At 49.7% G+C, this 23228-nt stretch carries 19 protein-coding genes; 12 read left to right on the top strand and 7 right to left on the bottom strand.

What is annotated here, in order from left to right; translation table 11 throughout:
* Positions 1–18 precede the first annotated feature (18 nt).
* The 4 genes from H6F91_RS22175 (at position 19) to H6F91_RS22160 (ending at position 4492) form a co-directional block, all read left to right on the top strand.
* Complete coding sequence (locus H6F91_RS22175; protein ID WP_190789479.1) at positions 19–1602, top strand: B12-binding domain-containing radical SAM protein; 1584 nt, start codon at positions 19–21, stop codon at positions 1600–1602.
* A gap of 34 nt (positions 1603–1636) precedes the next feature.
* Positions 1637–2194 carry a hypothetical protein gene (locus H6F91_RS22170; protein WP_190789478.1) on the top strand — a complete coding sequence of 186 codons (558 nt, stop codon included), beginning with the start codon at positions 1637–1639 and terminating at the stop codon, positions 2192–2194.
* Positions 2195–2255: 61 nt separating this feature from the next.
* Positions 2256–3659: an NCS2 family permease gene (locus H6F91_RS22165; RefSeq protein ID WP_190789477.1), complete on the top strand. Its 1404-nt coding sequence runs from the start codon at positions 2256–2258 to the stop codon at positions 3657–3659.
* Positions 3660–3706: 47 nt separating this feature from the next.
* Positions 3707–4492, top strand: coding sequence for a PAP/fibrillin family protein (locus H6F91_RS22160; protein ID WP_190770747.1), 786 nt, complete (start codon positions 3707–3709; stop codon positions 4490–4492).
* Between the two features lie 132 nt (positions 4493–4624).
* Here H6F91_RS22160 and H6F91_RS22155 read toward each other — a convergent pair whose 3' ends face one another.
* The 5 genes from H6F91_RS22155 to H6F91_RS22130 form a co-directional block, all read right to left on the bottom strand.
* Positions 4625–4924, bottom strand: coding sequence for a hypothetical protein (locus H6F91_RS22155; protein WP_190770748.1), 300 nt, complete (start codon positions 4922–4924; stop codon positions 4625–4627).
* 535 nt (positions 4925–5459) lie between these two features.
* Entirely contained in the window at positions 5460–5942 is a 483-nt protein-coding gene (locus H6F91_RS22145) for an SRPBCC family protein (RefSeq protein WP_190770750.1), read from the bottom strand.
* Positions 5935–6489, bottom strand: coding sequence for a pentapeptide repeat-containing protein (locus H6F91_RS22140; RefSeq protein WP_190770751.1), 555 nt, complete (start codon positions 6487–6489; stop codon positions 5935–5937). Before H6F91_RS22140 ends, H6F91_RS22145 begins: the two co-directional genes overlap by 8 nt.
* Before the next feature lie 269 nt (positions 6490–6758).
* A complete protein-coding gene (locus tag H6F91_RS28030; protein WP_347280071.1) occupies positions 6759–6896 on the bottom strand; it encodes a ssl1498 family light-harvesting-like protein in 138 nt (45 codons plus the stop codon).
* A 187-nt stretch (positions 6897–7083) separates the two neighbouring features.
* Positions 7084–7551: an ATP-binding protein gene (locus H6F91_RS22130; RefSeq protein ID WP_242035920.1), complete on the bottom strand. Its 468-nt coding sequence runs from the start codon at positions 7549–7551 to the stop codon at positions 7084–7086.
* A 529-nt stretch (positions 7552–8080) separates the two neighbouring features.
* Between H6F91_RS22130 and H6F91_RS22120 the strand changes: the two genes are divergently transcribed.
* From H6F91_RS22120 to H6F91_RS22095, 8 genes are all read left to right on the top strand, one after another.
* Positions 8081–8959: an isoaspartyl peptidase/L-asparaginase gene (locus H6F91_RS22120; protein WP_190770271.1), complete on the top strand. Its 879-nt coding sequence runs from the start codon at positions 8081–8083 to the stop codon at positions 8957–8959.
* 197 nt (positions 8960–9156) lie between these two features.
* Positions 9157–9327, top strand: a complete 171-nt coding sequence (locus H6F91_RS27630; protein ID WP_199307988.1) for a pentapeptide repeat-containing protein — start codon at positions 9157–9159, stop codon at positions 9325–9327.
* An 11-nt stretch (positions 9328–9338) separates the two neighbouring features.
* The gene (locus H6F91_RS28635; RefSeq protein WP_199307992.1) at positions 9339–9431 is read left to right on the top strand and encodes a pentapeptide repeat-containing protein; all 93 of its coding nucleotides are present in this window, start codon (positions 9339–9341) and stop codon (positions 9429–9431) included.
* Positions 9432–9442: 11 nt separating this feature from the next.
* Positions 9443–9502: a hypothetical protein gene (locus H6F91_RS28630; protein ID WP_347280070.1), complete on the top strand. Its 60-nt coding sequence runs from the start codon at positions 9443–9445 to the stop codon at positions 9500–9502.
* Positions 9503–9992: 490 nt separating this feature from the next.
* Complete coding sequence (locus H6F91_RS22110; protein ID WP_190789476.1) at positions 9993–12236, top strand: family 1 glycosylhydrolase; 2244 nt, start codon at positions 9993–9995, stop codon at positions 12234–12236.
* A 471-nt stretch (positions 12237–12707) separates the two neighbouring features.
* Positions 12708–13805 carry a sulfonate ABC transporter substrate-binding protein gene (locus tag H6F91_RS22105; RefSeq protein ID WP_199307987.1) on the top strand — a complete coding sequence of 366 codons (1098 nt, stop codon included), beginning with the start codon at positions 12708–12710 and terminating at the stop codon, positions 13803–13805.
* Between the two features lie 26 nt (positions 13806–13831).
* Entirely contained in the window at positions 13832–14614 is a 783-nt protein-coding gene (gene ssuC / locus H6F91_RS22100) for an aliphatic sulfonate ABC transporter permease SsuC (protein ID WP_190770257.1), read from the top strand.
* A gap of 100 nt (positions 14615–14714) precedes the next feature.
* Positions 14715–15500, top strand: coding sequence for an ATP-binding cassette domain-containing protein (locus H6F91_RS22095; protein ID WP_190770258.1), 786 nt, complete (start codon positions 14715–14717; stop codon positions 15498–15500).
* A 477-nt stretch (positions 15501–15977) separates the two neighbouring features.
* Here the strand turns inward: H6F91_RS22095 and H6F91_RS22090 are convergent, their stop codons facing one another.
* Both H6F91_RS22090 and H6F91_RS22080 read right to left on the bottom strand, forming a co-directional pair.
* A complete protein-coding gene (locus tag H6F91_RS22090; protein ID WP_190770259.1) occupies positions 15978–20000 on the bottom strand; it encodes an ATP-binding protein in 4023 nt (1340 codons plus the stop codon).
* Between the two features lie 204 nt (positions 20001–20204).
* Complete coding sequence (locus H6F91_RS22080) at positions 20205–23207, bottom strand: ATP-binding protein (protein WP_190770261.1); 3003 nt, start codon at positions 23205–23207, stop codon at positions 20205–20207.
* Positions 23208–23228: the final 21 nt, after the last annotated feature.

Below are 23228 nucleotides of genomic sequence, written 5' to 3'. Positions count from 1 at the left end.
TTGGAGAACCAATTGAATATGAATGTGTTACTCCTATATCCGCTTTTTCCCCAGAGCTTCTGGTCATTTGAAAAGACGCTTGCCCTGCTCGGTTTCAAAGCCATGCTGCCGCCTCTGGGATTAGCGACCGTGGCAGCCATCTTACCGCAGGACTGGAATTACAAACTGGTCGATCGCAACGTGCGATCGGTCACACAAGCCGAATGGGACTGGGCTGACCTGGTGATTCTGTCCGCCATGATTGTGCAGAAAGAAGACCTGCTCGAGCAGATTCAGGAGGCAAAACGCAGAGGCAAGCGAGTCGCTGTCGGTGGACCCTACGCCACCGCCCTACCCCACGAAGTCAGCGAGGTCGGAGCCGATTATTTGATTTTGGACGAAGGTGAGATTACACTACCGATGTTTGTCAGCGCGATCGCAGCAGGGCAAGAGAGCGGCACCTTTCGAGCCGCGATCGGCGAGCGTCCCAATGTCACCGACACCCCCATTCCCCGCTTTGACCTGCTGGAATTTGATGCCTATGCCCAGATGTCGGTGCAGTTCTCGCGCGGCTGTCCCTTTCAGTGTGAATTCTGTGACATCATCGTGCTCTACGGTCGCAAGCCTCGCACCAAAACCCCAGAACAACTGTTGAAAGAGCTTGATCGGCTTTACGAGTTAGGCTGGCGACGCAGTATCTTTATGGTGGATGATAACTTCATCGGCAACAAACGCAACGTCAAACTGCTGCTGAAGCAACTGTTACCTTGGATGGTTGAACACCACTATCCCTTCTCCTTCGCGACTGAAGCATCGGTCGATTTAGCGCAGGATCAGGAATTGATGGATATGATGGTGCAGTGCAATTTTGGCTCCGTTTTTCTGGGCATTGAAACGCCCGATGAGGAGAGTTTGACCCTCACCAAAAAACACCAAAACACCCGCGACTCCTTGAGTGATTCCGTCTTGAAGATTACGCGCAGTGGGCTGCGGGTGATGGCTGGCTTCATTATCGGGTTTGACGGCGAGAAGAAGGGCGCGGGCGATCGCATTGTCAAATTTGTCGAGAAAACGGCTATCCCGACGGCGGTGCTTAGTATGCTGCAAGCGTTGCCCGATACAGCGCTGTGGCATCGCCTGGAAAAAGAAGGCAGATTGCATCAGAAATTGGGGGATATCAATCAGACCACGTTGATGAACTTTGTGCCGACGCGATCGCTAGAAGACATCGCACACGAGTATATCGAGGCGTTTTGGCAGTTATATGATCCGGAAAAGTTTCTCGATCGTGCCTATCGCCATTACCTACTTCTTGGTGAAGCCACCTATCCCAAAAAAGGCAGAAGCGGCAAAGAGCGAGTGAATTGGGTGAGACTGCGTGCCCTGTTGGCGATCTGTTGGCGACAGGGGGCGATCCGCAAGACCCGCTGGCAGTTCTGGCGCAATCTGGCAGGTATGCTGCAACGCAATCCAGGAGGCATCAGTCCCTATCTTTCCGTCTGTGCTGAAATTGAGCACTTTATCGAGTATCGCCAAATTGTCCGGACTCAAATTGAGGCTCAAATGGCAGAGTTTCTGGCAACGGAACGTCAACTGGCGGAATGCTCCCCCAGCACCGCCTGAAGAGAAATCCCTTTTATTGTTTGGGAGTCTATCGATGGGTATTCGATCAAACCTGACTTCTCAATTTAGGCAAGTACCACCCGACCATATAGAACCAGACTTCTATATTGACTCAAATATTTGTACGTTGCATGACGTAGTGCAACAGTTAGCGATCGATAGTCAATCAGATACACCCCTCATGACCTGGTTGCTTGAACATCCCCATAGCCCGATCGCACTACCCGGAAAAATCGACCTCTACGGGCATGATTGCCTTCACGCAATCCTCAACCGGGGGCATTCTCTAGCTGATGAAGCCTTTATCCGAGGATTCACGATGGGGAATGACTTGCAAACCACTTGGCTGCACAAATTTTTGTATAAGATTGCTGCATCCACGGTGTATCCCAAAAAATATCGCTTTTCGTGGAAAGACTTGAAATTCTTTGATGCGGGATTCGTGTACGGTCGATCGATACAGCGTAGAAATCTAAATCAACTCGACTTTAGCACTTATCAAAACCATGCTGTTTTACAAGTTAGACAACAGCTTGAAATTTCCAAAGCAGCCGAGATAGAACTACTTCAATTTTTTAGTTCTCCACTTTAGTCAATGGTGTTAAGCAGAGCAAAACTCTACTTCTATTACACTGTCATTTCTTATACCCCTCATGAATAAGTCAAAAATTGCGATCGCTTTGCCAATGACTGATCGAATCAGTCATTTTTTCCGATTTGAACAGCTGGGAACATGCTATCGCACTGAATTGCTTGCCAGCCTCACGACATTTATGACCACAGCTCCGATTCTGGTTGTCAATGCTCATATTCTAGGAAACGCAATGTTTCTAGATCAGCCAGGAGATTTGTTTGAGCAAATTTTGGTGGCGCTAGTTCTTTGTTCTGCGATCGCAACGATTCTAATGGGATTGTTCGCAAATTATCCGTTTGCAATGGGACCTGGAACGGGAACTGCGGCTCTGTTTACGTTCTCGATCGTACTAAACATGGGTATGGATTGGCGACTTGCCCTAACCGCCGTCTTCGTCGAAGGAATTCTTTTCACAGCACTGGTACTCAGTCCGTTTCGTCGCCATATCATTGATGCCATTCCCATCTCGCTCAAGCAGGCAATGGTCGTTGGTTTAGGATTGTTTCTCTCTTATATTGCGCTCTCTGGCAACGTCGCGCCTCCAAGTTTAGGAGCAGGCATCATTGTAAGTAGCACTGCAACGACAACTGCTTTGGGATCGCTAAAGCAGCCCGCCACCTTGATTGCGATCGCAGGAATCTTGATGACGGCAATTCTGACTGTTCGACGGGTAAAAGGGGCAATGTTGCTCGGAATTTTTAGTACAGCAAGCCTCGGTTGGCTCTTTGGTGTGGCTCCTCTGCCCGAAAAGCTTCTGACCATACCAGAGTTGCCGCTGGATCTCGTGGGGCAAGCGATCGCGGGAAGTCAGTATCTTACCTGGTCACAACTCGGAAACTTTGTTGCTGCTGTGTTCATGCTGCTGTTTGTTTGTTTTGCAGATACGATTAGTTCACTCAACGTCTTGGGGCAACAGCTAAACCGTGTGAAGCCCGATGGAGAACTGCATCGCTCAAAGCAAGCTCTACTTTCAAACTCCCTCAGCATCGTCTCTGGAGCGTTTTTCGGCGGTGTGCCAGCGATTCCTTATCTTGAATCTGCTTCTGGTATCTTTGAGGGTGGACGCAGTGGTTTTGTGGCGATCGTCGTTGCGCTGTTGTTTCTCGTCTCAGCTTGGTTTGCACCACTCTTTGCGGCAATTCCTGCGTTTGCAACGGCACCTGTTCTCCTGATGATTGGAGTCTTGATGATGAGTTGTGTCCGCGCGATCGACTGGAATAACTTAGCTGAAGCCATTCCTGCTTTTCTGGTGATCTTGATTATGCCGCTGACGTTCTCGGTTGCAGATGGGATGGCAATCGGTTTTATTGCGGATGCTGCGATCAAGATGACTCAAGGCAAGAAACAACCCGTATCGAAATCGAGCTTGACGCTTGCGGGAATTGCAGTCGCTTACTTTCTGCTAACCACTTTGCAGTCTTAAGATTGTGGATTAAATAACAATACTCAACACTAGAATTACGAAACACTATGGCTTCCAAAACGCTCAGGAATTCTGAAACCTCTAGAAATGTCCTAAAAGACAATCTCCGTGCAGCATTAACAACCTACGATGGTAATCCACACCACCCAATGGTTGCCGAGATCCTTGAGAAGCTTGCAACCCTCAATCCCACCCCTGTTCCCACGCAAAATTCTCAATTGCTGGATGGAAACTGGCAACTCATCAGTGCCCCCATTTTCCCTGACGGTAAACGCCTGGCAGATGGCACCTACTGTTACACGCTGGGACGGTTGGCGTTCAATATGTTCCAACCGCAGGATCTAACGGTTGTGATCCAACAGGTTTTTCAACCCGTGTTGCCGATGGAAGAACCCATGCAGCGCACCCATGATATTGTGGTGGACTTTGCGATCGCCCATCCCAACACCCCATCACTCCGGGGCACCGTGCGTAACCTGGGCATCTGTAAACCTGCCAGTGATACAGTCCTCCAGGTGCAGTTTACAGGAGGTGTGTTAGAACCTGCCGCTGATACGGATCTGCAACAATGGAACGCAATTTTCGAGAACCCCAAGGTACCGACCCACAGCAGCATTAAGGATTGGTTTCAGGGCCAACTGCTCAAGCTGATGTTTGGGTTGGTTCCACCCAAGGAAATGGACAAAGAAACCGGACGCATGGAATTTCAGATGCGGCGATCGCCCAAAGGCTCCCTCACCATCCTGTATCTGGATGAAGAACTACGAATTACCCAGGGGCAACGGGAAACCGTTCTGGTTTGTGAACGGAATAATCAATTTCTAGCGATTTAATGAAATCTTTGCTGTACAAGGATTGCAGCGTTAGCGTTGTTTTTTCGCGTTTGCTAAACAAAGGCGTAGTACCTCAGTTGAGCTTAATTGATGCCAGGTACTCATGTCTCACCTCTTTATACCCAGAGGTATCTAATCAAACAAACCCTCTACAGGTTGCCGAAAAGCAATTAAAGCGTGATTCGATTGCAAGGGTTTCAGGTCTTCAAATAATTGATCAGAGGTTTCTGAAGCTACAACCGTTTTAATCTCAATATTAGTGTTATAGCCAGCCATATCACCCATGCGTCTTCCATGACTGCCTGCACCCTGTGCTGCAATAATTGTGTAACCAGACACACCTAATTTTGTGAGCAAGCGTATCAATCGATCTTGCAATACAGCTTCACCAATGATGGTAACGAGAAGACCGGATGTTAAGGAAGTAGACATAAAACCTCTAGAACTATATTTTGTATTGGAAGGACTCAATCAACGAATTGCGTCCTGTCACCTAAGAGAGAAGGCGTAATTAGTCAGCCTTGCGATATTTCTCTACCCTATCGATGCGAATTCTTTGAGTAGTTGCTTTATACTTGTTGGATGAGCGATCGCCCAGATATTGAGACTGAGACAAACGCAGGCTAAGGCTAGCAAAATGTAGGTTGGAGCCATGACCACTCCAATACTGAACCAGGTAAAATCGTGCAATAGCAAAGCCAACGCAAATAGGCTTGTCACAAAGGCTGACCAATAAACCTGAACTGGAGGCTGAAGCCTCACGACCAGGTATAGGGTACACAGGGTTAACAAAAGATTAGCGGGTATCAAAAAAGCACAGATCGTGATGCAATAATTCCGTGAAAAATCAAACAAAAAATTCATAGTTTCTACCTCTTTAAAGCCAAAAAATTAAGAGTTAGAGGTTGTCAGACTGTTACCTCATTCCTGTCTTTAGGGTGCTCTGAAATAAAAGGAATTCATCATCCTATGCAACGCTCTGCCGCAGCACTTCGGCTTCAATTTGAGACCGAAATTGATTCAAACTCTGAGCCAAGTTAACCTCTAACCAGTGGTCTAACCCAATATTCTGCAAAAATATTCCTACAATTCCCCCTGGTAGATCGAAAGCAAGAGTCAGACGCAACCGGCATCCCTGATCCGTTGGAAAGAATTCTGCAACCCCCTGGTTTGAGAGTCCAGAAACTGAATTCCAAGCGATTAACTGTAGGGGAATACGTCGAGTAATGCGCGAAGTCCATTCGGTTACTAGCGGGAACCCCAAACCGCAGATCCAGTGCCACAGTTCCTTATCACCCCGGACCCGCTTCACGTTTTTTACAAGCGGCATCCAACGGGGTACATTTTCCAAGTTTTCCCAGAGGTCATAGACTTGTTGCACAGAGCAGTTTACTTCCACCTCCACACTGCGTTGAAGTATAGGATTGGAATGACTCACAAAGTCAGGCATGAACCATCCCATTGGGCATTTTAGCCCCGTCGAGTCCTGCCTTATCAATTTTGGCTCCCTCGAGATCTGCTCCAGTTAAATCTGCCTCATTTAGATATGCCCCATCTAGATCTGCATCACTGAGATCAGCCTCTCTCAGATTGGCTCCACATAAATCGGCTCCTCGTAAGTCAGCCCCACTCAAATTGGCTTTACTGAGGTCGGCTTTCCTTAAATCGGCTCCTCCTAAGTTGGCACCACTCAAATCGGCACCACTCAAATCGGCATGCGTTAAATCTGCGCCACTTAGATAAGCATCTCTCAAATCCGCATGGGTTAGACACGCTTGAATCATTTCTGCATCAGCTAAATTGGCTTGATTGAGCTTTGCCTGGTTGAGATGAGCCTCCGTCAGATCTACCCCACGTAGATCGGCTCCAATCAGATCTGCACCAACTAACTTTGCACCGATCAACTTTGCATTCATTAAACAAACTTGAACCAGACTAACGTGACTAAAATCCCGATGTCCTGTTGCATAAAGTTTTAAAATCTCTTGAGCATCCATATCCTTCTCCTAAAAATAGAGTGAGCAAATTTTGTAACAAACGGTACGAAAATTCTAAATGTTGATTACGTTGAATTGCTTCAAAGCCATAAGCTGATCTCCTGGCCTAGACCAAGAGATCAATCCTATTGATGAAATAATGGCTTAAAGGATGAGTTGTTTTTTCCGGTTCAGCTTACAAGTAGGCGAAAGCCAATTGCTTAGATTCAAAAGAACAGCACGATGTAATCTGACCAACACTACACATACCTAACTCACGAGAACAGCAGCTAAAAGCAGCATGACAACAAAGAAAAAGCTGTTGCTCCCAGAACAATATACTGCCGCTGTTGTCGTGGAGAGGGATACTCTGATGGATGCATACCAGGCTCAGTTGCAAAGTTATCGATTAACCCTTCATCATCGATCGTATAGCCAATTGCAAAAGGAATATCGATCGATTGAGCCTCATCGTGGCGGATATTATGAACTTTAACCGGGATTAGTTCAGTACTATAGCTGTAGCGATTTTGGATTGGTCGAGGATTTCCCCTTGGATCTTGCTGTAGCTCATGGGAAACCTCAGTAGTCTTCGTACTAACGATTATAGCCTATTTAAACAATCAAGTGGTTGCTAAATAATACACCCAGTACTAAAACGCACTGGCGATCACTATCAACAGGTATCTCAACCGTGAAACAAGTTTGCCCAGCTTCACTCTTGACTTGTATGACTCCTCCTAAATGCTCTGTTAGCTTTTTTACTAATGTCAATCCTAACCCAGTCCCATCGTGTTTCCAGCGATCGCCTTTAGGAATGCGATAGAACCGATTAAAGATGCGGGAGTATTCATTCAACGGAATTTCTACACCTGAATTTTTCACTCTGAATAGCAGTGTATTTAAGGCTTCAGTAGATAGTGTCTTTGAGCAAATCTCGACTATGATTTCTCCCCCAACAGGAGTAAACTTGCAGGCATTGCAAAGTAGTTCAGCCAATATTCGTTCCAGACTAGTACGCTGAGGCGGAAATCCATCACCTATGTTTTTGTGTGGGGTGCTTCGCACCCCACACAAAAACATAGTATGTAAACTTAGGACGCAGCCTACTAGTTTTTTGATTGTTAAGCCTGAACAGCATCGAGATGCAGAAGGGGTCGATTTGTTAGCTCGATTGGTAGCAGTACATCCGGACTTGAACAAAGCAGTTGAGCTAGCCGAGAAGTTTTCACAATTGCTGCGTGAACGTAAAGCAGAAGGGTTTGAGCCTTGGTTGATGAAGGCGTTCAAGAGCACACTCGCCCCCTTTCTAGCATTTCTCCATCTATCGTAGAGATGAATTGTTGGTAATTGAAAGTATAAGTATCAGCAAATTAGCTAGATCTTCCCTTGAAAAACCAATGCCTATTCTTAAGTTGGTAGTACAGTAGCCCTACATACCGTCACTATTGAGAAGGGGCAACAGGCGGATTGACACTGTTAGCAGTGTAGAACTGAGCTTTGAATTCGCTGCGATTCGGTATGGGAAGAAAGCATGTGTTGAATTCCCAATAAGCCATTGCACGATCGCCCAACTTATACCTTTAAGACTGAGGGGAAAAACATGAATCCCATCAAGCCTGTCATCATTGTCCATGGTGGCGCAAAAACGATTACAGAAGACAAAGTAGAGGCTAACCATATCGGATGCCGTGCAGCGGTTGAAGCGGGTTGGGAGGTGCTTTCTAACGGCGGTAGCGCGGCAGAAGCGGTGGAAGCGGCCATTCAAGTTCTGGAATCGGACCAAACATTTAACGCGGGCTTTGGCTCAACCCTCAATAGTGAAGGAGAGGTAGAAGTTGATGCGGCCATGATGGATGGCACAACGTTAAGCTGGGGAGCTGTTGCAGCCGTACAGGGTCTGCGCCATCCCATCTCTGCGGCTCGCAGAATTATGGAGGAAAAACCCCGGCTACTGGTCGCCCGTAGTGGAGAACGGTTTGCTCTGGAACATGGGTTAGCCATGTGTTCTAAAGACGATTTAATTGCTGAGGAACAGTACCAGGAATGGAAGGAGGAAGCTGAGGTGATCGATCGCCCCAACACCGTGGGCTGTGTAGCGCTGGATATCCATGGCAATCTTGTTGCTGCTACCTCGACAGGTGGCACGACAGGGCAGCCCCAGGGCCGGGTGGGAGATACAGCATTGGTAGGTTGCGGCCTGTATGCCGATAATCGTCTAGGAGCTTGTTCAACTACCGGAGATGGGGAATCAATTATTCCGGTTGTTTTGGCAAAGACAGCGATTGATGCCTTAGCTGGAGATCGACATCCGCAAGAGGCGGCTCAACACGCGATCGCTACGCTGAAAGATCGCGTAGAAGGAGAAGCGGGTTGTATTTTGATTGATCGCCAGGGGCGCATTGGTTGGGCCTATAACTCACAACACATGGCGGTTGCTTATAGAACCGATGAGTTATCAGAACCCGCTACGTTTATTGAAAAAGAGTAACCGTTGGCGATCGCCTAACCATTCCTCCAGATCCATTGGAAAAGAGTAACCGTTGGCGATCGCCTAACCATTCCTCCAGATCCCCAAAAACTTCAGGCCAGTCCTTGGCAGGATATGAGCAGGGTACGGGAGGGAAACTACCTTTACGTGTGGGTATTCCTACCCCCCCATTTGTGAAGGCTGTAGCGGGGTTGACTATGAATCAGAACGAAATCCAGGAACAGTATCAATTTGGCAAACGAGATTTCCATGGATTCGATTTGGCAGATGCCAGGCTGGGACGCGCAAACCTGGCTGAGGCAGATTTATCGGGCGCTAACTTAAGCCGGGTCAACCTGCATGAAACCATCTTAGCTACGCAAATTTAAGTCATGCAAACCTGCATGGTGCTGCTCTAAGCGATGCAAATTTAAGCGGGACTAATTTGAGAGGGGCTGATTTGCGGTATGCCTTCTTAAAAAGGCAAATCTAACCGGAGCAAACCTGGATGGTGCCAATTTGCAATGGGCATCCCTGATGAATGTTACCCCCTTTAAATATTGATTTAAGCCACGCTTGTGTCAGCCGAACCGTTTTACCAAAAGGCTATCCATTAGATGGTTGGCATCTATTTTGAGTATTGTTTTTCGCTTGCAAAGTAGTCCTTTCGTCACTGAACAAGGCTAGTTGGCAACCGAGGAAGAATAGACGGTGTGCATTGAAATGTGATCCCGTACAAAGATTCAGGAAATGAAATATGAACCAATTCAATACCCTATTTTCTAACTCATTATCTTCCTTCAGTTCTGAAAAACTTTTACCTAACAATACTCTGGACAGTTTTTCTGAAACCCTTGATTTTGCGTGCGCTTCACGCACGCAAAATCAAGGGTTTCAGAAAAACTGTCCGAACTAATGACCTAATAAAGCTTTACTTCGAAGGGCTGAATCGAACAATACAGATGTTGTTTGTTTTTCTCACTTTTCATTGAGGTAGGGCGATCGGCGGAGTGTGGTGTCATAGCGTGCTGTCTCGAACGCAACGAGGAATTTTATGGATTCAACGCAGATAATGCCACCGCTAGCGGTGTGGGCTGGGGTAGAATGCACGGTTAATCGTATTGGGGACGAGTATTTTGATCAACTGGAATGGAATGGACACGCGACACGGATTGATGATCTGAAGCAGTTTGCAGCCCTTGGGGTGGAAGCTATCCGCTATCCCGTTTTGTGGGAACGCATTGCCCCCAACGGGTTGGAGCAGGCTGATTGGTCGTGGACGGATCAACGTTTAGCCTTGTTGGATGATTTAGGGATTCGTCCGATCGCCGGGTTAGTGCATCATGGTAGCGGCCCTCGCGATACAAACCTGATCGATCCAAGGTTTCCAGAAAAACTGGCAGAATTTGCTGCTGCCGTTGCCCAACGGTATCCTTGGGTGAGCCATTACACCCCCGTCAATGAGCCTTTAACAACAGCACGGTTCAGTGGCTTGTATGGACACTGGTATCCCCATGCCTGTGATGACTTGATGTTCACCAAAGCCCTGCTTCACGAGTGCCGTGCTACGGTGCTGGCAATGCAAGCCATCCGGCAGATTAATCCTCGTGCGCAACTCGTCCAAACTGAGGACTTAGGCAAAACCTTCAGTACGCCTTTGCTGTCTTACCAGGCACAGCTTGAAAACGATCGCCGCTGGCTATCCCTCGATCTGCTCTGCGGTCGGGTGAATCCCTCTCATCCCCTGTGGGATTACCTGATGCAGGTAGGCGTTGAGCCAGCCGAATTGCTCTGGTTTGAGGACAATCCTTGCCCACCCGATATTATTGGTGTCAACCGTTATGTGTGTGGCGATCGCTTCATCGACGAGCGTATTGATCGCTACCCGCCCCACACTTGCGGCGGTAACGGCAACCATCAATACGCCGATGTGGAAGCCGTATGGGTCTGCGCCGATGGCATTTATGACCATGCCACGCTGTTAAAGGAAGTGTGGGAACGCTATGGGCAACCCATCGCCATTACCGAGGCTCATCTGGGCTGCACCCGTGAGGAGCAGTTACGCTGGCTCAAGGAAATCTGGCAGATGGCCCAATCCCTTCGAGATGACGGCGTAGACATGCGGGCTGTCACCGTCTGGTCGCTACTCGGCACCTATGACTGGAACAGCCTTGTCACCTGTGCCGATGGTTTCTATGAACCGGGAGTCTTCGATGTACGCTCTGGGGTGCCGCGACCTACGGCGATCGCCTCCATGGTGAAAGTCCTGGCGGAAGGACGAGAGTACACCCACCCGCTGCTGGATCTACCCGGTTGGTGGCAGCGATCGCAACGGCTCCTCTATTCCCCCGTGAACTACTCCCAGGATGCAGGCGCTTGGGTGGATTCCCCAGCGGGTACGGTTTGTCCGTCGGTGGAGATGCGGCGTATCGCTCCATCATCCGCTGCGGCTTCTACACCACCTCTGCTCATTACCGGAGCAACAGGGACGCTGGGGCAAGCCTTTGCTCGTCTTTGCGAGGTGCGCGGCATCCCCTACCATTTGCTATCGCGCCAAGAAATGGACATTACCGATGCTGGTTCTGTGGAGGCGACTTTGCAGGAGTTGAAGCCCTGGGCTATGGTGAATGCAGCGGGGTATGTGCGGGTCGATGATGCCGAGCGAGAACCCCATCTTTGCCATCGCATTAACGCTCAGGGAGCCACTATTCTGGCAAATGTCTGTGCCGAGCGCGGTATTGCCATGGTCAAGTTTTCCTCGGATCTGGTGTTTGACGGGAATCGGGCTGAACCCTATACGGAAAGCCATCAAGTTGCCCCCCTAAATGTGTATGGGCAGAGTAAGGCGATCGCCGAACAACAGGTTCTCGCCGCCCATCCCGATGCCTTAGTTGTCCGCACCAGTGCCTTCTTTAGCCCCTGGGATCAATACAACTTCTTGACGATTGCCCTTCGCACCCTGTCTGCCGGACAGCCCTTTCTTGCCGCATCCGATGCGATCGTTTCACCTACCTATGTTCCTGACCTTGTCAACACGGCTTTAGACTTGCTGATTGATGGGGAATCAGGGTTGTGGCATTTGGCAAATGCCGGGGCGATCGCCTGGGCAGATTTAGCACGGGAGGTGGCTGAGTTAGCAGGGCTGGATAGCACTCGTGTTCATGCCTGTCCTGCCAAAGAATTAAATTGGGTTGCCCCCCGTCCAAGCTATAGCGTGTTGAGCAGTGAGCGGGGTGTACTGTTGCCGACGTTGGAGAAGGCGATCGGTCGTTATCTGGATGAGCGTATTTGTGTGTAATTTGTGCAGGTATTTACATAGTCAATCTATGGATGCAGCGATCGTCCGGATAAGTCATTCCATTAGTTGGAGGAAGGCGAGCAGTTCGCTGTTTACTATATGGGTAAACTCAATCATTTCTAATAAGAACAATGGCTCTAAAACTGCCAGATTTCAGCGATATGGGTTGAATGAAAGATTTCTAATTTTTGTGGTGTGAGAGCAATCGCTTCAGAGATAAACAGTCAATCACCGGGTTAAAGTGCATTCTTAGCAAGGACAACAGTAAGTTGAGCAACCTCTATAAGGGTTGCTCAATTTACAAGTATTTTTTGCCTAAATTTGCATTTTATCGTAATCGCAGGATTGCTTATGACAAATTCCCTTTAGCAGGAACGTTGTATGTAACATTCCTACCAAAGGGGTGTCCTAGCGATCTCCTCGATTGCCATAAAATTCAGCTTTTCAGGTTAATAATAAAGACTAATCAAAATGCCCAAAACTCAGGCCATATTATTTTCATTATGGAGTCGCTGGGCTGACCTGCTCAAGCGGATTCAATCCCGATCGCTTCAATTCTTTTGTGGAATGTTTGCGATCGCGTTGAGCTTGAGTTTGGTACTCTCTGGCTGCGATATCAATTTGCTCAGTAAATACGTTGCATTGCCCCAATTTAGCCTGGGTTTAAACCGGGAACATGTTGTCCGGCTAGGTCACCAGAAGTATGGAACCCTCAGCATTATTCGGATGCATCGAGCGGTTGAAGAACGCTTGCGGCCCCTTGGCGTCACAGTGCGTTGGAACCAATTTGCCACAGGCCCCCAGTTGCTTGAAGCTCTGAATGCAGGTCGGCTCGATTTTGGCCATACCGGAGAAGCCCCTCCCATTAACGCCCAGGCCGCAGGAGTCTCACTGCTTTACGTTGCCAGCCAACCTCCCACCCCAGCCGGAGAGGCTATCCTGGTGCCGCCCAATTCCCCCATTCAGAAGGTGGCTGATCTGAAAGGCAAAAAGATTGCCTTTAACAAAGGCTCGAATGTCCATTACTTTGTTGTCAAAGCTCTGGAGAAGGCTGGCCTGGATTATGCCGATGTGGACGTTGTATTTCTGCCGCCCGCCGATGCCCGAGCCGCTTTTGAGCGCAAGAATGTGGACGCATGGGCGATCTGGGATCCCTATTTAGCTGCCGCTCAACACGCCACTGATGCTCGTATCCTCACGGACGGGCAAGGCATTGTTGCTAACCGAGAGTTCTTCTTGTCCTCGCAGCACTTTGCCCAAACCCATCCCGATCGCCTCCAGACCATTCTCGATGTGATTGCAGAGACAGCGGAATGGGCCAAAGTGCGCCCCCGAGAGGTTGCCGAACTTACCTCACCCCTCCTCGGCGTTGGTGTTGAGGTACTAGAGCACGTTGCCAAACGCACCAGCTATGGCTTGAACCCAATTACACCTGAGATTGTGGCCTATCAACAGGAATTAGCCGATACATTTCATCGTCTGAAGTTAATTCCAAAACCCATTGATGTTGATCAGGTAGTGGTGATGGAGTTGCCTTCAATACATAAAAAGACGGTTAGCCAACAGTAGAGCGATCGCCCCCTGGAGTTTTAGAGATGCAACGCAGCTATTCTAATCGAGCTATCACGCAGATCATTCCCTGGATCTTGCCGATTACTCTGCTCATTCTCTGGCAAGTTTTCGTGAAATTTGAGTGGCTTTCTACCCGTGTGTTACCTGCCCCGTCTGATGTTGTCGTTGCAGGTGTACGGCTCACGTTGACTGGAGAATTATCCCGAAACCTGATCATCAGCACCGTTCGAGCGATCGTTGGCTTTCTCATTGGAGGCAGTATTGGCTTTGCGTTGGGATTGCTCAATGGCATTGCCCGTTCTGCGGAGAAGGCGCTGGATACTTCCGTTCAGATGATCCGCAACATTCCGCATTTAGCGCTAATTCCACTCGTCATTTTGTGGTTTGGTATTGGAGAAGAAGCGAAGATCTTTCTGGTTGCATTGGGTGTCTTTTTCCCTATTTATCTCAATACATTTCATGGGGTTCGTAGCGTTGATTCGCAATTGATTGAGATGGCAAAATCCTACGGTTTACAGGGATGGTCGCTGTTCCGAAAGGTGATCTTTCCGGGGGCACTGAGTTCAATTTTAGTGGGTGTGCGCTATGCCCTCGGAATTATGTGGTTAACGTTGATTGTGGCTGAAACGATTACCCTCGATTCGGGTATTGGCTATATGGCTATGAATGCCCGCGAGTTTATGCAAACGGATGTCGTTGTCCTCAGTATTTTAATGTACGCAATCCTTGGCAAACTGGCAGATTCAGTCACTCGTATGGTCGAAAAGAAATGGTTGAAGTGGAACCCAAACTACCAATCGGTCTAACAGCAACATTGTTTTCTTTGTGCCTATAGCAGGGGCGAAGAATCAGCTTTTTAATGTCAGCCATTTAAGTCACTTCTTGCAAGGAAATAAGGTGTATCACATGGAACGGGTAAACGGTGCAGATGTGAAAGTGATGGGTTTAACGAAAACCTATGGAGAAACCCAGGTTCTTCGGAATCTTGATTTAGACATTGCCCCCGGAGAATTTGTAGCTATCGTTGGGCGCAGTGGCGGCGGCAAAAGCACTCTCCTGCGGCTGATTGCGGGTTTTGAGGCCGCGACACAAGGAGGCATTCTGATCGATGGAATGCCCCTAAAAGGTCGTAACCGAGCCACGTGCACGATGTTCCAAAACGATCGCCTTCTCCCCTGGGAACGGGTTCTAGGAAACATTGGCCTGGGACTTCAGCAGAAAAACTGGCAGCAAAAGGCACAGCAAGCCCTGGAGCAGGTAGGTTTAGCCGATCGCGCTAATGAATTTCCATCTGTTCTGTCGGGTGGACAGAAACAACGGGTTGCCCTGGCGAGGGCGCTGGTCAGAGAGCCACGCTTGCTGATGCTGGATGAACCCCTTGGGGCTCTCGATGCTCTTACCCGCATTGAGATGCAGCGGCTGATTGAAGACCTCTGGCTCGAACAGCAGTTTTCGGTTTTCCTAATTACCCATGATGTGGATGAGGCAGTGACATTGGGCGATCGCGTCCTCCTCATCGAAAACGGGCAAATTAGTCTGGATATGCCCATTCCCCTACCACGCCCGCGGCAACGAAAATCCCAGGCTTTTGTGAACCTGAGTGAGGACATTTTGGAACGAGTCATGCGAACGCCAGCGAGTTTGGCAAATACCATACCAGATGGACTACCAGAAATGGCTCATGCCCATTAGCTTCCGCTATGGAAGTTGTGTTTTTAAGTGTGCCCTGGTTTAGCTTCTCGTTTCAACGTTTCTTTTCCCTGTAATATCATGTCGTGTTAAATGCACACAACAAAAAGCAAGGTGACGCAAAGCGTCACCTTGCTTTTTGTTGTGTGCATTTAACCTTACTTGTTATAACGCATTCCCTAAAATCCTATTTAACCTCAGTTCGGGATAAGCTGAAGTGCTCATTTTGGCGTGCGCAAAGCGCACGCCAAAATGAGCGTTTTCGAGTGCCACGCGTTGCGCGGCACTCGAAAACGCCCTTAACCCGAACTGAGGTTACCAACTTCGCTCGTCCATCGATCGGCACCACAATTACCTTAGGCACCATTCCCCTCCCTCCCATCCATGATGCCAACCCACCCATTCTCCCAAGTTTCGCGAATTCCAGATAGAGATAACAATAAATGTCTATGAGGTAAGCTACTGTACCGTTATCTCTATCTAAAATTTGCTTTCTGGAGGTAGAGAGCATTTCACCTGTTGCACAAGGAGCAACCTAACGATAAAGGTTGCCCCCTGCCCTTCTCCTGAGCTTTCTACCCGAATCAAGCCATTGTGCAGTTCGACAATGTGACGGGCGATCGCTAATCCCAAACCTAATCCCTTGGCTGAGTGTGCCCTTTCAGCTTGGCTGAAGCGATCGAAGACATAGGGTAGAAAATCAGTCACAATCCCAATCCCTGTATCCGTAACTCGAATTTCAGCATAGGAAGTATCCGAAGCACGATCGTCATGAATCACGGATAGTTCAAGGGTGACACTGCCAGATTCGGGAGTGAATTTAATGGCATTGGTCAGGAGATTGCAGATGACTTGCCCAAGGCGATCGCCATCTCCCATCACGACAAGGGGTTCTGCGGCATTTTCCTGCCACGTTAGGTTAATTCCTTTGTTTGCTGCGGTTTGAGTCACCGTTGCGATCGCGGCTTCAATCACAGGTTGCAGTTCAATCGGTTGAAGATTCAGCCGGAATTTACCTGCAGTGATGCGGGACAGGTCAAGGAGATCTTGTACCAGTTTGCTTTGTAGGGTTGCATTACGTTCGATTGTGTCTAGGGCTTTGTTTAGCATCACTGGACTGGGCGGATTACTCCGCAACATGCGCGTCCAGCCAAGAATAGACACTAAGGGTGTGTTCAGTTCATGGGAAACAACAGAGATGAACTCATCTTTTTGACGATTTATCGTTCGTTCCTGCCGAAGGGCTTCTCCACGGAGTTGCGCCATCTGAAGATGAGCCGTGACACGAGAAATCAGTTCTTGGGCTGAGAAGGGCTTGATCAAATAATCATCTGCGCCGGCTTCCAGTCCTTCGGCGATCGCTTCTTCTCCAGCACGAGCAGAAAGTAGGATGATCGGTACTTCCCTGGTACGCAAGTCGGCTCGCAATGCCTCAAGCAATTCAAATCCATTTAGCCCTGGTATCATGACATCGCTTAGGATGAGATCGGGCACTTGTTCTTGGGCCACAGTCAGAGCCGTTGCTCCATCTGCAGCCGCTTTGACTTGAAAGTGCTCACTCAAGATACGAGTCAGATACTCTCGCATGTCGGCATTATCATCCACTAAGAGTACATGAGCAGAAGCAACTGTCGGGCATGAGGAGAAATTGGCAGTTTGAACAGTCTGCTCTTCCGTATTCTCAATGGTCTGTTCCCAATTTTTCTGTGCTGGAAGCCATCGCTCGGCTTCTTCCATATAAGAGGTGGCTCTCACTGCAGTGGATGCCAAAGTTCGAGTGGGTTGGCGATCGCCTTCAAGTTGAAGTCGATCGCTGGGCAGATGTTCTGTCCCAAACGGCAGGGCGATCGCAAAACAAGTTCCCTCTCCTACTGTGCTGCTGACCTCGATCGTGCCACCCTGTAGTCGCACCAGTTCATGCACCAGGGTAAGACCGATGCCTGATCCTTCATGGGTTCGTGCCTGGGTTCCTCGGATTTGGTAGAACCGCTCAAACAGATGAGGCAAGTGTTCTGGGGCAATTCCGGTTCCTGTGTCTTTAATTTGGAGGAGGGCTTGATTGCCATCGGTCGCATGCAAGCTGACTCGGATTTCGCCTGTAAAGGTGAATTTAAAGGCATTAGAGAGCAAATTTAGAACAATCTTTTCCCACATCTCCCGATCGATGTAAACAGGTTCGGGTAAGGGGGGGCAATCGACAATCAACTGTAAACCTGCGCGTTCGATCGCTGACCGAAACACACTGGCGAGTTCAGTTGTAAACAGAGCTAAATCCGTTGGTTCGTACGCTGCTGCCATGCGTCCGGCTTCAATGCGGGAGAAGTCGAGCAGGGTATTGACCAGTTTCAATAAGCGGAGGCTATTGCGGTGAATGAGTTCTAACCGTTCTCGGTGAATGGGGTCGAGGGGATGGTTGCGATCTGCGTTAGCAGATTTCTCTTCGAGATCGCTCAACACGTCTTGTAACGGAGCCAGTGATAGCGTTAACGGGGTGCGGAATTCGTGGCTGATGTTAGTGAAGAAGAGGGTTTTGGCGCGATCGAGTTCTGCCAAGGATTCGGCGCGTTGGCGTTCTTGTTCAAGGGCAGATTGTTCTCGAATCCGTTGAACTTCCAATTCGCGTAGGGCGGCTTCGGCGCGGGCACGTTCGACCGCCGCCCAAGTTCTTTCCGCCGTTTCTTCCAAGATTGAAACGTCATACTGCGTCCAGTTGCGAGCTTTGCTGTAATGGGCCACAACATTGACAACCCACTGTCCTTGTTTAATCAGTGGCACCACAACGAATGCCTGCACATTAATGCCCCGGCAGATCGCTCTTTCCTCTTCGTTAAACTGCTCCTCATTTTCTACGTCGTAAATGACAGACGTTTTACCCAGGCGTAAATTTTTTACGGATTCAGCGAAAAGGCGTATTGGGTAACTGCCGGTATAAGAGGGAAATCCCTCCCGCACATAATTGACATAGACGGTGTATGTTGTGACATCCGGATCGATTTCGCTGTATAGGACACGGTCAAGATCCAAGTATTCACCGACGATATTTAGAGCTTGCCACTGGATCTTAATTGGGTCTGAAAGTGGACGTAAAGCATCACTTAACCTGAGTAAGTAAGCCTGTCTTTCTTCGCTTTCCTGCAAGGCTGCTTCTGCTTTCTTGCGATCGGTGATGTCGGTAAATAGGACGGCCACGCGGCGGCTACCGTCTCCACCCAGACGGAAAACATACAGGTCGAAAACGCGACCCAGGGTGGCTTCGCCTTCTTCAACCCGGATCGGTTCACCCGTTTCGGCAACACGCCCATAAATTTTTGCCCAATTTAAATTGGGTGTCCCTAGAAGTTCCGTGGCTTTACGTCCGACCGGATACTCCATGCCGGTCTGCTTCACGAAAGCGGGATTAACTTCCAAAAACAGGAAATCGTTCCACTCGCCGTTGTCATCTGCCAGGACTTCGACAACCGCATAGGCTTCGTCCATTGAGTTGAACAGCGATCGATATTTTTCTTCCGATTGGCGCAACGCGGCTTCGGCGTAGATGCGATCGCTGATGTCATAGGAAACCGCAAGCACCGCGTAGACTTCACCCTCCGGCGAATAAAGCGGTGTTCCCCGTGAAATGTAGGTGCGGTCGTGAGCCTGGTGCTCATGTTCAAACGGCTCACCCGCGAAGGCTTGACGGTATAGCGGCTCATACTTTGCGGCCAGGTCGGACGGCAGCACCTCAAAAATGGTTCGCCCCACAAAGTCTTCGGGTTTGAATCCGGCGATCGCCAGGGCTTCTCCTTCTGCCAGCAAATAACGGAGATCGCGATCGAGCACAAACGTTGCCCCACCGGGAAGATTGGAGATTAAAGCCCGTAATTGCGCTTCTGCATGTCTGTGTTCTTCAACTTTTGCCTCTAAAGCTGCATTGACCGCCAGCAATTCACGCGTTTGTCGCTGATTTAAGAGCAGGGCGGTGGCGGTAAAGTCTGCCAGGCTGGTCATGATTCGCACATCTTCTGCATCAAAGTGCCGCTGCTCATCGTGCGACATAATCCAGATCGTGCCAAGGGCGTGATGATCAGCCATCAGAGGCAACACCAGGCCTTCGACGATTAGAGTATTGGCTGCCTGAAAGTAGGTGAAATAAGATCCAGGGTGAGAAAAAAGGACGGGAGTGCCCTGATCGAGGCAAACCCCGCAGGGGCTAAAGTGGTGGGGGGTCGTGCTACCGGCATGATGGGCTAGGGTTCCAGCCAACACATTCCAGCGAAAGCATTTTTCTCCGTCCGCTGTGGTTTCCAGTAAGCTAACGCCTGCTGTGCCTGCCTGACACAGTTCCAGCGCCGTGTCTGCCAGGGTTTGCATCAGGCTTTGGGAATCTCGCGCCATCTGCTGAGCCAGCGATCGCATTGCCTGATTCTCTGCTTGCAAGTTAGGCGAACGGGGCGGGCGTTGGGCTAGCTCCTCCGTAATCAGGATGTCCTTTAAAGTGACGGTTTCAGATTTAGGTCGTTGCATAACTTGATCGCTCACGCAATCTAACGTTAGGGGCTGTATCCAGGTTTAATAGCGTTATCTAGGCACAGTTAATTGCTGCCATTGGCTAACTTTTTGGGAAGCATTAAGAATTTCTACACCGATCACGTTGCCAGTAATCGTCCACCCATCTTTTTGCAGTGCCAGCTTCACCGTATCGTGAAAAATATCCCTCGCTATATTGTCTTATTGAGCTAAAGGTAGCCAAACGGTAAACGTTGCGCCTTGTCCTTCTCCGGCACTGTCTACCTCGATCGTACCGTGATGTAATTCAACCAGGTGACGGGCGATCGCCAGCCCAATGCCTACTCCTCCTGGTGTCTGACGGCTGGGGACTTCTGCCTGGGTGAAGCGATCGAAAACATAGGGAAGAAAATCAGGATGAATGCCGATTCCGGTGTCGCTGACCATAATTTGCACCCCAGATTTGCGGCGTTCTAACTGGATGATGACCTGTCCACCTTCTGGTGTGAATTTAATGGCATTCTCCAGCAGGTTAGTGATGACTTGTTTGAGGCGATCGCCATCAGCAAAAATATCTCCCCGCAACTTCTTCGATATTTTTTCGACGAGTTGAATGCGCTTTGCCTGGGCGACTTCGCGGAATGTTGTCGTCACATTTTGTGTCAGAGAAGCCAGGTCAACGACTTGAGACTTCAAGCGCAGCTTTCCAGAAAGAATGCTGGCAACATCTAGCAAGCCCTTGATCAGTTTTGCTTCGATGGTGGCGTTGCGCTCGATCGTGGCAAGTGCTCGTGCCGTTGTCTCTGGATCAAGAGGTTTGGTTTGGAGAAATCGTGCCCATCCCAGAATCGTTGCCAGGGGCGATTGCAGTTCATGGGTGACGGTCATGAGAAACTCATTCTTGAAACGGTTGGCGGCTAGCTCCTGGCGGAGCCGGGTCATTTGGAGTTGGGTTTCGACTCGTGCCATTAACTCACGGGCTGAGAAGGGTTTGATCAAGTAATCATCGGCTCCGGCTTCCAGTCCTTCGACGGTGGCTTCTTCCCCTGCTCGTGCTGACAGCAAAATAATTGGAATACTTTTTGTGATGGGGTCAGCCCGGAGTGCCTTCAGCAGTTGAAAACCATCGACCTCCGGCATCATTACATCCGTCAGTACCAGATCGGGGAGTTGTTGTTGGATTAGGTTGAGGGCGATCGCACCATTAGCAGCGGTTTCTACCTGCCAGCGTTGGCTGAGTAACCGTTTCACGTAGTCGCGCATATCCGCGTTGTCATCCATCAATAGAACTCGGTTCGATGGCGAGGAGGCCGTGTGAGAGTAGGAGGGAGAGAAACTCTGGCTCCGTTCTGCTGGGTCTGCGGAAGGTTTGATGATTTCATCCGTTTCGGGAAGCCACCACAATGCTTCCTCAACATAGGGAGAGGCTCCCATTGAGGTGACAGGCGCGCTAGGGCTTGCCCCAACCCGGTCAGGGGGAAGATGGGCGTATCTGGTGGGAATGGCAACCTTAAAGCAAGTGCCCTGCCCTTCTATACTGCTCACCTGAACCGTGCCACCCTGCAATTTGACCCATTCTTGCACCAGCGACAAGCCAATCCCTGATCCTTCAATCGTGCGACCTTGGGAACCTTTGACCTGGTAGAACCGCTCAAACAAACGCGGAATTTCGCTGGCTGGAATGCCAATGCCCGTGTCTTCTACGCTAAGTTCAACCTGCTCACCTGCGAGATGCAGCCGAACGGCAATCTCACCCGTGAACGTAAACTTAAACGCATTGGAGAGTAGGTTCAGCACAATCTTTTCCCACATCTCCCGATCGACGTAAACAGGCTCAGGCAGAGGAGGGCAATCCACCACCAGGCGCAAATTTGCCCGCTCGATCGCCGAGCGAAACACGCTAGCCAGTTCAGCCGTAAAAGTGGCTAAATCGGTTGGTTGATAACTGGAAGAGATGCGGTGCGAAGCAGTTCCCCCTTCGGGGTAAGCGCTCTCCATGCGCGAGAAGTCTAAAAGCATATTGACCAGCTTTAGCAGCCGTAACCCGTTCCGATGCACGACCTGGAGCGGTTCTTTCAGATCAGCCCGTTCGGCCAACGTCGCCAACGCATCTTCCAACGGTGCCAACATCAGCGTCAGCGGCGTCCGAAATCCGTGGGATACATTGCTGAAAAAAGTGGTTTTGGCGCGATCGAGTTCTGCCAAAGCCTCAGCCCGTTTATGATCCTCCTCATAGCTGCGAGCGATGGCGATCGCACTTTCCACCTGCTGAGCCACCAGCCCCAGAAATGCGCGATAGTCGGCATTGAATTCAAGCCGGGGGCTGATCCCTGCCACCAGCAAACCCTCCACCGCTTCTTTGTTGCTGGATAGAATCGGGAGAATGAAGGCAGAACGGGGGCTTTCTCCCCAGGGTTCGACGGGGAATGCTCCGAAGCGATCGACCACATCGGTTATCAGCAAGGATTCACGGCTCTGGAAAACCTCCATCAGCGACCAGGAATCCGATTGTTCAGTCAGATTAATTTCTTCTGGCGCAATGGCACTGTCTGCGCTCAACCCACTAAAAGCGACCCGTTCTGCCAGGTTGCCATTGACCTGATAGAACAGGGCAAAGGGAATATCGTAAGGATTGAGCGCAGCGGCAGCAGTGAGGTAGGCGGACGATCGCGTTTTTGCTCCACTGACCGCCACCGCTAGCTCTCGCAGCATGGTCAAGCGACGTTGACCAATCACTTGCTGAGTCGTCTCAGTCGAGGTACAAAGCATCCCACTCACCTGGCCCGTCTCATCCCGAACGGGGCTATAGCAGAGCGTGAAGTAGGTCTCTTCCAGGTAGCCAAAGCGCATGGGGTGAAAAAGCTGATCTACCGCAAAGAAGACTTCGCCCGTAGTCCTGACACTTTCAAACATCGGCTTAACCTGGTCATGCCAGATTTCTGCCCAGGTCTCTCTCGCGGGTTGCCCCAATGCCTTGGGGTGGTTTGCGCCATAGATGGGAATCACGGCATCGTTGTAAAGCTGGATGTAGTCTTCTCCCCAGAAAATGCTTTGGGCAAAGCGAGACGGAAGCATGGTGCTAACCAGGGTTCGCAGGCTTGGCGACCAGGTTTCGACAGCACCTAATGGGGTAGTTGACCAGTCGTAGGAGCGCATGAACGCTGCCATCTCGCTATCACCCCAAAAAGTTGTCTCCGAAGGATTTGGGGTTTCTGGGATCGTCATCCCTGGCTCTCCTCTTGCTAT

This window comes from Leptolyngbya sp. FACHB-8 (genome assembly GCF_014695575.1).
GTDB lineage: Bacteria > Cyanobacteriota > Cyanobacteriia > Elainellales > Elainellaceae > Vacuolonema.
Note: the sequence above shows the minus strand (reverse complement) of the source record. Positions and strands in the feature narration are given on the sequence as shown.